Genomic DNA, 6,711 nt, shown 5'->3' on the forward strand with positions numbered 1-6,711 from the left:
GCCCATGGCCACCGCTTCTCCGTGGGTGTACTTGGAGTACCCGGTGGCCGACTCGATGGCGTGGCCTATGGTGTGACCAAAGTTGAGCGCCATCCTCGGTCCGGCTTCCTTTTCATCGTGCTCCACCACCCTGGCTTTGATGCTGCACGAGCGATAAAGGGCATGGGTAAGCGCCTGTACCTCCCGAGAGAGCAGCGCTTCCATGTTCTGTTCCAGCCATGTTATGAAATCGCCATCGGCTATGAAAGCGTGCTTTATGAGCTCGGCCATTCCGGTTGAAAATTCTCGTGGGGGGAGTGTCTTTAAAGTGTGAGGGTTTATGAACACCATATGGGGCTGATAAAATGCTCCTATTACGTTTTTGGCCAGGGGATGGTTTATGGCCACCTTTCCGCCCACGCTGCTGTCCACCTGGGCAAGCAACGAGGTGGGTATCTGTATAAAGCCTATGCCCCGCATGTATGTAGCTGCGATGAAGCCCGCCAGGTCACCCACCACACCACCGCCAAGGGCGACAATGGTGGACGAGCGGGTGAGGTTTGCTTGCAGCGCTGCGGTGTAAAGGGCCTGAGCCTGTTCGAAGCTTTTGCTGGCCTCGCCGGGAGGAATGACGGCGGAGTATACTACGCATCCCACGCTTTCCAGCGCCGTTTTTACAGCTTCATAATACATGTGCGTGTTTTCATCGCATACCACCATGGCCTTTTTGCCGCTGACGAAGCGTTCTATGGCATGGGGCAGAGCCTCCCATCCCTCGGGGGCGATATGTATAGGATATGTCCTCTCTTTGAGGTCAACGGTTATGGTTTGCATGGCGGGCCTCCTTTGCGGCTTTTTAATGCCCTTTTTTAAGCCTTTCTCTCCGATGGTATATACACGAAATAAAAAAAAGCGGCTTTTTCAAATGTTCCGTGTGGCTTATTGGTATTCCTTGCCCAATGGATGGATATTTTTAAAATTGTAACTTCATTGGATGCAAAAGTCAAGGACGGCTAGCTCCCAAAATTGGCTTTTTGAAATATTATTTTTCCAATTGTATTAAGTTTTTTTAAAAAGTATGATACAATAAAAAAGGATATTTGCACTGCATGCAGAAATATCTATAATAGGTTCAAATCACGCGATGCACTTCTTCATGGAGCCCAAAAATGAATACGAATAAGTTGTAAGGGGGAATGTACATGAGCAGTTACGCGATCCGTAACATTCGCAACGTCGGGCTGGTAGGCCACGGCGGAGAGGGTAAGACCACTCTTACAGAAGCCATGCTTTTCAATGCCAAGGTCATCGACAGGTTTGGTCGCGTTGAGGATGGCACCACTACTACCGATTTTGATCCCGAGGAGATAAAGAGGAAAATATCCATCAACGCCGCTTTAGCGCCGTTTGAATGGAATGGCCATAAGATAAACCTCATAGATGTGCCTGGCTATTTCGATTTTGTGGGCGAGATGATTGGGGCTTTGCGAGTGGTGGATGCAGCCATCATTGTAGTGGGTGCGGTCTCAGGCGTAATGGTTGGTACTGAAAAGGCATGGGACTATTGCAAGGAGTACAATTTGCCCATCATGATCTTCGTCAACCAGATGGATCGGGAGAACGTGCACTATGAGAGGATACTGCAACAGCTGGAGAACAAGTACGGCACTTCTATTACCCCCATCCAGGTACCCATCATGAAAGGCGGCAAGTTCGCCGGGATTGTGGATGTAATTAAGATGAAGGCATGGGAGTTTACCGATAAGGGCCTTAAAGACACCGGTATCCCCGATGACATATCCGAAGCAGTGGAATCCATGTACGCGCCTGGTGGAAGCGGCGGCCGAGACCAGCGAGGAGCTGATGGAGAAATACTTCGAAGGAGAGGAGTTCACCGAAGAGGAGATTCAGACGGCCTTGCGCAAAGGCGTAATTGCGGGAGACATAGTTCCTGTGCTATTCGGTTCGGCCCTCACCAATGTTGGCGTTGATATATTGATGGATGACATTGTAAAATACTTGCCGGCGCCCGATGATAGGCCCGAGGTTTCGGCCACCAATATAAAGACGGGCCAGGTGGAGAAACGCAAAGTGGACGCTTCGCAGCCTTTCTCGGCTTTTGTGTTTAAGACCATCGTTGACCCCTTCGTAGGCAAGCTTTCACTCTTCAAAGTTATGTCTGGCGAGCTGGTAAACGGAATGAGCCTCTACAATGCCAACAAGGAAAAGAGCGAGAAGAGCGGCAACCTATACATCTTGAGAGGTAAGAAGCAAATTGCAGTGGATAAATTGACGGCAGGCGATATAGGCGCCATTGCCAAACTTCAAAACACGTCTACTGGCGATACGCTGTGTGATCCGGCATATCCCATCGTATACGAAGGTTTTCAGTTCCCCGAACCGTGCCTTTCTATGGCGGTCAATGCTGAAAAACAGGGAGAAGAGGAAAAGGTATTTACCGGTCTTTACAGGCTTATGGAGGAAGATCCCACCTTCAAAATCGAGCAGAATGCCGAAACAGGCGAAACCATCATCTCTGGAATAGGTGAAGTACATCTCGACGTTATTAATAGCCGTTTGAAAAATAAGTTCGGAGTCAATGCAGTGTTTAAAGAGCCTAAGGTACCCTATCGCGAGACCATACGCAAGTCCATCAAGGCCGAAGGTAAGCACAAGAAGCAGACGGGTGGACATGGACAGTACGGCCATGTGTTTATCGAGTTTGAGCCGCTGCCCAACCCCGATGAACAGAGGTTTGAGTTTGTAGACAAGATTGTGGGCGGCGTCGTGCCGCGCCAGTATATACCGGCGGTTGAAAAGGGCTTAATCGAGGCCATGCAAAAGGGCGTGCTGGCCGGCTATCCCATGGTGGGGATAAGGGCCACCCTGTATGATGGATCATTCCACCCTGTGGACTCCTCAGAAATGTCCTTCAAGATTGCCGCATATCTGGCCTACAAGAAGCTGGAACAGGCCAATCCTGTGCTGCTTGAACCCATAATGCACGCTGAAGTGATAATACCCGACGAGTACATGGGCGACATCATAGGCGATTTGAACCGTAGGCGCGGCCGCATACTGGGCATGACTCCTCTGGGCAACGGGTTGCAAAAGGTGGATGCGGAGGTACCGCTGGCCGAGATGTTCCGCTACGCCACTGACCTGCGCTCTATGACCCAGGCTCGCGGCAGCTTCAAGCTCACCTTCGTGCGATACGAGGAGGTACCGGCCAACATAAGCGCTAAAATAGTGGAGCAGGCCAAGCGCGAGGCACAAGAAGAATAGGTATAAAAAACCGGGCACCTTGCAGCAAAGGCTGCCCGGTTTTTTGTTGAGAATGTAACGCAAAAGTTTTCGTTTGGAGTGTTTAAGGAGGCAGACGAGGATGATAACCACCGTTACCTTAAATCCCTGCATCGATCGGATGGTCACCGTTGAAAAATTCATTTACGGCGGGCTTAACAGGATTATCAGCAGCCGTGAGGATGCCGCCGGCAAGGGCATCAACGTGGCCGTAGCATTGCACCAGCTGGGGCAAAAGGCATTTTGTATCGGCTTTAACTATACGGAAAGAGGTTACATGATAAGTAAGCTTTTAGATGATTTAACCATTCCTTACGATTTTGTAGAGGTGGAAGGTGCGGTGCGCGTCAACCTCAAGGTGTTTGATTTGTCCCAGAGCGTGGTGACCGAGATAAACGAAGGCGGGCATCCCGTTTCCCTTGAGCACATCCAGCGCCTTAAAGGTAAGGTTGAGGTGTATGCTCCTGCAAGCAGCATGATGGTCTTCAGCGGAAGCGTGCCTGCGGGCGTACCCTCTTATATCTATAGAGAGCTCATAGAGCGGGCTAAACGGCATGGCACGCTATGCGTGCTGGATGCTGAAGGCCAGCTTTTGCTCGAAGGCATCAAAGCGCAGCCATACCTCATAAAGCCAAACCTGTACGAGCTTGAAAGGGCAACGGGCAAAACCCTTACTACTCCTAGCGAAATAGTAAGGGCTGCCAGGCTTTTTATAGAAAAAGGAGTGCGAATAGTGGGAGTATCTATGGGCAGTGAGGGCGCCATGATAATAGATGAGAATGAGGCCTACTACGCCCATCCCATTCCGGTAGAGGTGAAGGGCACGGCCGGTGCAGGCGACTCCATGGTGGCAGGCTTTTGTCTAGCCATTGAGGAAGGGGCGGGGCTAAAGGACATGTTGCGCTATGGGGTAGCGGCTGCCACTGCCTCGGTGATAAGGGAAGGCACCCTCCTTTGCACCCGTGAGGGGTTTGAAGCCATGTTGCCCAGGGTCGTTGTGGAGAAGGTTGCCAACTTTTGATCCAATCGTGCCCTGTACGTTTTTTGGAGAAAAAGGCTAAATTTTAGAATTCGCGCTGCAACTTTTGTTTCCCTTCTTTCGTCCATAAAAGATGAAAGGGGGGCAGGGATATGGATTGCAGACAATGCAGAGAAAATATTTCGGCGTATATAGATGGCATGCTGGATGGAGCATCGATGTTTGAGCTGCATCAGCATTTAAGCCAGTGCCCTCTATGCAGAAATGAGTATGAAATTACACTTAAGTTGCGCGGGATGTGTGCGGATCTGGAGGACGTGGAATTGCCTTCTCACTTTTGTGAACGCCTGATGAACGCCGTAAAGAAGGAGATGAAGGTCAATATGATGAAGAGAATCAGGTGGAAGTTTAGCCGAAGGCTTGCTTCGGGCATAGCAGCTGCGGTGGTGCTGGTAATAGGAATGGCGCTGCTTATGAGCGGCCTGGGAAGGGGCAAGGGTGTTTATAAGCGCGATATGGCCACCGAGCAGGCCGTGCCACCCAGCCAGGTTGTCTCCAGCGAGGAAGGGGGCTATTACAGCGGAAAAAGCGGGATGGACGCCATGGCATCCGATGCCGCATGGGCTACAAGCAGCTTTGGCGGTACAAAGGATGAAGCCGGGATGGCTGATGTGGCGCCAACCGAGATGAGCCAGGGTGGGGATCTTTCCGGGAAGTCGGAAACAGCCCTGCAAAAGGATTTGGCTTCCGAAGCGACCAGCGTGCAGGCTCTGGCAGAAGCTCAGGCGGGGGCCGAGAGGAAAATTATACGTTCGGCTTATCTCAGCATGGAAACCACCCAGTTTGAACGCACGGTAGATGAGATTATGGGCAAGGTGAGCGTATATTTGGGGTATATCGAGTCTTCCGAGATTCAGGGTAAACCCATCTACCAGGGCCAGGTGCCCAACCGTAAGGCGCATTTTGAGATACGCATACCCTCAAAATCCTTTGATGCGTTTATAGGGGATATGTCCGACGTGGGCAATGTGACCAGCAGGCAAATAAGGGGCGAGGACATAACCGGCCAGTATCTGGATGTGGAGGCCAGGCTAAAGTCGTTGAAGCTCCAAGAAGAGAGGCTGCTTACCCTGCTCAGCAAAGCCGACAAGCTATCAGACATAATAGAGCTGGAACGCGAGCTTTCCAACGTGCGCTACGAGATCGAGAATTATACCGGTACGCTTAAACAGTGGGATAACATGGTGCAGTATTCGCGGGTTTCGATTGACGTATATGAGGTGCGTGAGCTCACAAAAGAGGAGCCCCAGCCCATAACCTGGGGCGACAGGATAATAAGCGGTTTTATGAACTCCTGGGAAAGCATCGGCAAATTGTTTGCTGATTTGGTGGTATTTTTAGTCAGCGCTGTACCCTATCTGTTGGTGGTAGGGGCTGTAGTTTGGCTGGCCTGGATTTTCATTTTAAAGCCCATAATCGCCACAAGGCGTAAAACCGATAAAAAGATTGAAAATGAAAATGAGGAGGTATGAAAAATGAAAAATAAGCTATTGATAGCTGCCATAATAGTGCTAGTGGCGTGTTTAGGGGTAACCGTAGGTGCTGCGTTTCTTGCAGGTACACCGGTAGCAAGTGCTATCAATTCCGAAAACTCCTATGCAAAGGATAATATCCTGGCTGCCTCGGGGACTGGCAAAGTTACTTTAAAGCCCGATGTGGCATATATCAACGTGGGCGTTGACACCTTTATGAAAGATGCCAAGGCGGCTCAGCAGGAAAACGCCAAGGCTATGGAGAAGGTGATAAATAAGCTGAAGGCGATGGGCATAGACGAGAAAGATATACAGACTTCCGGTTATAATGTTTATCCGCAGTATGATTACGTGAACAACAAAAGCGTTCTGGGAGGATACCGTGTCACCAATACAGTGAAGGTCACCGTGCGGGATATAGACAAAGTGGGCGACATCTTAAGCGGTGTGCAGGAGGAAGGAGCTAACTATTCGTACGGCATATATTTCGGCCTTGAGGATCAAGAATCCGCTTACAGGGAAGCTCTTAAAAAGGCCTTTGAGCAGGCCAAGGGAAGGGCTGAGGTGATGGCCAAGCAGGCCGGAGTAAAGCTTAAGGACATAGCAGCTATATACGAGGGTTCGGCTCCAGCCGAGATTTACCGGTACCAGGGAGTGGGCTTTGAGAGCCTGCAAAAGGCAGCCGATGCCGCATGGACGGTGCCCATAGCCGAAGGGGAAATAGAGGTCAATGCAACTGTTACGCTGGTGTACCGCATTGAATAAAGATGAGCCGACAAGACGGCATGGCGTCGATATAAAAGATATATAAATCTATATATACGCATATAATATGCGTATATAAGTGTGCTTTGCATCATTTACCTGGAAAAAGGTGGATGTTTTATCCGCCTTTTTTATTTGTTTTCTTCGTCAAGT

At 50.1% G+C, this 6,711-nt stretch carries 4 protein-coding genes and 1 pseudogene; 4 read left to right on the plus strand and 1 reads right to left on the minus strand.

Annotated elements, in window-relative coordinates; translation table 11 throughout:
* A partial coding sequence (aroB, locus tag FWJ59_RS06930; protein WP_414481227.1) for a 3-dehydroquinate synthase occupies nucleotides 1–813 on the minus strand: 813 nt, incomplete at its 3' end.
* 368 nt (nucleotides 814–1,181) lie between these two features.
* Between aroB and fusA the strand changes: the two are divergent.
* From fusA to FWJ59_RS06950, 4 genes and pseudogenes are all read left to right on the plus strand, one after another.
* Nucleotides 1,182–3,264: pseudogene (fusA, locus tag FWJ59_RS06935) on the plus strand (elongation factor G).
* A 100-nt stretch (nucleotides 3,265–3,364) separates the two neighbouring features.
* Nucleotides 3,365–4,303: a 1-phosphofructokinase gene (pfkB, locus tag FWJ59_RS06940; protein WP_414481228.1), complete on the plus strand. Its 939-nt coding sequence runs from the start codon at nucleotides 3,365–3,367 to the stop codon at nucleotides 4,301–4,303.
* A gap of 110 nt (nucleotides 4,304–4,413) precedes the next feature.
* On the plus strand, nucleotides 4,414–5,793 hold the full coding sequence (locus FWJ59_RS06945; protein WP_414481229.1) for a DUF4349 domain-containing protein: 1,380 nt from the start codon (nucleotides 4,414–4,416) through the stop codon (nucleotides 5,791–5,793).
* A gap of 3 nt (nucleotides 5,794–5,796) precedes the next feature.
* Nucleotides 5,797–6,558 (plus strand): SIMPL domain-containing protein, encoded by a 762-nt coding sequence (locus FWJ59_RS06950; RefSeq protein ID WP_414481230.1) that lies wholly within the window; start codon nucleotides 5,797–5,799, stop codon nucleotides 6,556–6,558.
* Nucleotides 6,559–6,711 lie beyond the last annotated feature (153 nt).

It is taken from the genome of Caldicoprobacter sp. (assembly GCF_047459465.1).
Classification (GTDB): domain Bacteria; phylum Bacillota; class Clostridia; order Caldicoprobacterales; family Caldicoprobacteraceae; genus Caldicoprobacter.